General features: G+C 57.9%; 3 protein-coding genes. All 3 read right to left on the minus strand.

The features are described from left to right. Window positions 1-480: 480 nt before the first annotated feature. Entirely contained in the window at window positions 481-1,563 is a 1,083-nt protein-coding gene (locus tag SCI24_RS21140) for a site-specific integrase (protein ID WP_318727242.1), read from the minus strand. A gap of 98 nt (window positions 1,564-1,661) precedes the next feature. Continuing rightward, window positions 1,662-3,194 (minus strand): DEAD/DEAH box helicase, encoded by a 1,533-nt coding sequence (locus SCI24_RS21145; protein WP_318727243.1) that lies wholly within the window; start codon window positions 3,192-3,194, stop codon window positions 1,662-1,664. Beyond that, on the minus strand, window positions 3,191-3,832 hold the full coding sequence (locus tag SCI24_RS21150) for a hypothetical protein (RefSeq protein ID WP_318727244.1): 642 nt from the start codon (window positions 3,830-3,832) through the stop codon (window positions 3,191-3,193). The genes SCI24_RS21145 and SCI24_RS21150 overlap by 4 nt, the downstream gene beginning before the upstream one ends. Window positions 3,833-3,928 lie beyond the last annotated feature (96 nt).

Raw genomic sequence — 3,928 nt, forward strand, 5'->3', positions numbered from 1 at the left:
GCCATGATCTACCTGATTGGCAGCCCGGTGGGCCGCCTGTTCGATCAGGCCAAATCCACGTGAAGCGACGAAGAACCCGACAAATGTAACCAATGGGTCGGGTAGACCGGGCGATTGCTTACCGACAAATGGTGCCCCAGCTTGCTGAAGGGGCTGCCCCGGCTGACGGCCTTGGCCTGACACTCGGCATCACCATGATCCAATCAGTCAGCAGTGCGGCCACGACGGAGGTCGGCGGGCACGACTGCACCATCGCTCAGCATTGATGCTTAAAAGTGATGAATATGCGATTTTTGAGTTGGATAGTGACTAGGTTGCCCGGCCATCAAATGGCTTGATGACGTTGGAGTGAGCCGATGCCTGCACCCCCTCGGTTCAACACCATCATACTTCTTCCTGATGAATGAGCCGGGATCAAGCCTTTTTGTTGGAGTCCCTGTGACACGCTCCGCATCTTTGGGTGGTGCGCTCGAGATGTAGTCAGAGGTTGAAGAAATCTCCGGCATTATTTTCGAATTCGTCGGCGACTCGGATATATCGTTCAAATGCATTCTGATCACGGTGTCCGCTGATGCGCTTGATTTGAACATCACTTTTGCCCCGAAGATGTGCCTCGGTGATGAAGCCCGCCCGAAAACTGTGCGGTGAATAGCCCTGGGTTGCTAATCCGGCCAGCTTCAGGGCTTTTTTCATTCTCACGTAGAGCGCTTGTGCAGTAATGCGGCACGCGCCAATCCGTCCCTTCGGACTTATTCGACGAAAGATCGCTCCATGCGTAATGCGGGAGGCCTCCAGCCAGTGCTCGAGCATGGCTACTGCACAGTATGCGCTGCCTGCTGGTGCCCGCATCAGGCTTTTTGTTTCGATGCGGCCTGATCGGTTGGCCTTGCTGTAGTGCAGAGTGATGGTGATACCTTCCGGGTGCCACTCGATGTCCTCATAGCCCAGTACCACCACCTCGCTGCGACGGAACGCGCCATAGAAACTGAGCAGGAAGATGGCGCTGTCGCGCATCCCATGGAGCGTAGATCGATCCAGTGCCGCCAACATCGCATGCAGTTCCTTGAGCCGCAGGGCCGGCGCTGAGCTCTGCCGAGTGTCGCGGCTCCGCTTGATGCCACGTAGGACGTTGCGTACCGCCATGGTCTTTATTGGAGAGGGCAGGTTCATGTAGCGATGCCACATGTGCAGCGAGTTGGCGTAACGCTCCAGCGTCGCCGGCTTTTTGCCCAGCGCACTCTGAGCAGAAAGATAGTTCGCGATATCAGTGTCCGTGGCCGGCAATATACCCCCAGCCTGTTGGTAGACCCGCAGATCGGCGCGCATGGCTCTCACGCTGTTGGCCGAGACACTCTGGGCGAGCAGATGTCGCGCTTCTTCTGAGAGGCCTTCGTGATTGATGGTGATCCCTGAGTTATCGTTCTTCATTTCTTTTGAGATGACGGAGCGTTGCTGACGTTTCGAGTTCATGGGAATGAACCTTTGACAATTTGGTGTCTTGGGCAGCGAGTGGCAGCCCTCTGCTATCAGCCACGCCATCGTGACGCTTGACGTCTTGTCCATACCTTATCCTGAAAGAATAGAGTCATTACCTGAACCCGGCACTCGAGGTCTGGATCTATGTCACGATGGGTGGACGGTAAGTCTTTTCTGTCTGGCTGTTAGAGCGAGAGCTTCAATGCCACGAGACGTTCGAAGAAGGCCTGTGAGAAAGCCACATCCGGATCCAGGCTATTGGTACTCCCGTTCCCTTCCATGGAGACTTGGGGCGACGGGGGACTGTCATGACTGTCGCCAACAGTTTTCATTGTCTCGGCGGATGAGCCGGTGCCGGACTCGGATGTTGTGTCAGCGGGGGCAGTGCCATCTGGGCGAGCGCCAGTTCCATTCGGGCCAGAAGGTGGTTTGGTCAAGGCGGCTGTGGCCAGATCCTCAGGCAGGTCATCTGTGACGCGACGGGCATAACGCCTCAGCAGCGGTTCATTGAGGGCGTACAGAAAACAGTCGCCATCATTGTCACCCTGCCGGCGAATGATCCTGCCCAGTACTTGGCGAAAATGCTGTTCGGTGCGGATATGACTGAGGTAACAACATACCCTGAGGCGCGGTATGTCGACTCCTTCGCTCACCATACCAACCGAGACAATCCACTGGCTGGTGTCATCGCGGAAGGCCTGTAGGCGGGCATGGGCATTGTGTTCCTTGCTGGTTACCAGACACACCGTCTGGTGACGATCCTCCAGAACTTGGGCAATTTCCTCGGCATGGGCGATATCGGAGGCGATAACCAGGCCTGCGGCATCGGGAGTCACCTTACGAAGTGCGTCCAACTTTTCCGACCCCAGGTCCAGCAGCCGCTGCATCGGCTCGTCATGGCGTAGCAGGCTGCTGTAGTGAATCGCCGGATGCTTGAGCAGGTTTGGAATGCTGGTGAACCGGCGATTCTCACGTCTCCCACTGCGAGGGTGATAACTGGTGAGGCGGATCGAGCGATTGTCGACCAATTGCAGGCGAGGGTAGCGACATACGCCATCCTGGATGGCCTGTTCCAGGGTATAGATGAAGTCCGGTTGGAGAAGTTGTTGCGGTTGACCCGAAGTCTTGGTCGCATCTGCAGATTCGTTGTCAGTAGGGGCTTCCAGGTAGCGCAGCAGAGGCAGGCAGCTTCCATCGGTGCGCCAAGGGGTCCCTGACAAAGCCAAGGTGAAGCGGACCTGACGTTCGAGGGCCATCAGCGCCATGCCCCACTGGTTGGCATCTGCCAGTGCTTCCGGGTGGCCGGCTGCATGGTGGCTTTCGTCCCAGATCAACAAGACCTTTGCCTGACTGGCCAGTCGCTTCAGTTCGTTCAGCCGAGAGCGCAGCGCATGATAGGTGAAGGCAGCGCCATGCGCGCCCAGGCGCCCGTGCATCTCCCGCCCCGTAACCTTGGCGAGAGTTTCTGCAGCCCGCTCGACGACGGTAGTTGTCGGTCCCAGGTAGAGCACATAGCTGATGGCCTCTCGCTCCATCAGTTCGCGGGTCAGCATGGCTGCCATCAGCATCTTGCCGGCACCCGGGGTCGCCTGACACAGAAAGTGCGGCTGATCCGTTGACAGGGTGTCGAGGGCATGCCGAATGCAGGCTGATTGCCAAGGACGGAGGGGAGGGAGATCAGGCCAGTGACTGTTGGTCTCATGGAATGGTTGGCTCATGACGCCACCTCCTTCTGATTCAGCGCGTTGTCAATCGCGACGACCGCGTCAAGTTTTCCCTTCAGTTCACCACCTCGTTGTAGGGCAGCCTCATGCAGCGGCTCGATCAGCGCTCGACGCTCCGGAAATGCTTCCAGGACCTGACGATAATGGGTGGCTTCTCCCAGCGCCGCCTGCATGTCGAGTTTCAAGCGGTGTCGCTCGCGCTGCAGGTAGGTGGCAAAATCGCCTGTTGTGCCCGTCGTTTCCGACGCAGCCTTGTGGGTATGGTCAGAGACGTTGTGGTCAGACTCATTACAACGACGCGGTGACGCGGCAATCGCTCTGGGTCTTGAGATCGCCTCGGCTGGCATATCGGTGATCTTGTACACCGGCCGGCTCTTCCCTTGCACGCCAACGCGATGCGCCAGGCCTTGATGTTTCAGGGAGCGGAGGCGATCGCGTGCCCGGAGGTAAAGGAGGTTACTGTCCGCCGTCTCAAAGTCGGGGCACTTGAGCAACTGGTCGCGAAGCTCGCATGCGGTGACCGGCTCCCCTGACTTTGCGTATTGCGTCAGCAGTGCTGTGAGCTGGTCGGCAATCATGCCGGAGAAGGTATGCCGAGAGAGAGTGGGGGTGGGGCTGTTCGGTGCCATCATGATTGCACCTCCCACAGCGTATAGAGCGACAATTACTCTGGCCGGTGGACGACAACTATTCTGACCGGTTGTCCTAAGCTTGACCGCTTGTCCTGA

Origin of the sequence: Halomonas sp., assembly GCF_033549285.1 — a bacterium.
Classification (GTDB): domain Bacteria; phylum Pseudomonadota; class Gammaproteobacteria; order Pseudomonadales; family Halomonadaceae; genus Halomonas.

Excerpts from the sequence above, each read along its gene's own strand:
- SCI24_RS21140 (WP_318727242.1), bottom strand. The coding sequence starts at position 1,563 with ATGGACAAGACGTCAAGCGTCACGATGGCGTGGCTGATAGCAGAGGGC.
- SCI24_RS21145 (WP_318727243.1), bottom strand. The coding sequence starts at position 3,194 with ATGAGCCAACCATTCCATGAGACCAACAGTCACTGGCCTGATCTCCCT.
- SCI24_RS21150 (WP_318727244.1), bottom strand. The coding sequence starts at position 3,832 with ATGATGGCACCGAACAGCCCCACCCCCACTCTCTCTCGGCATACCTTC.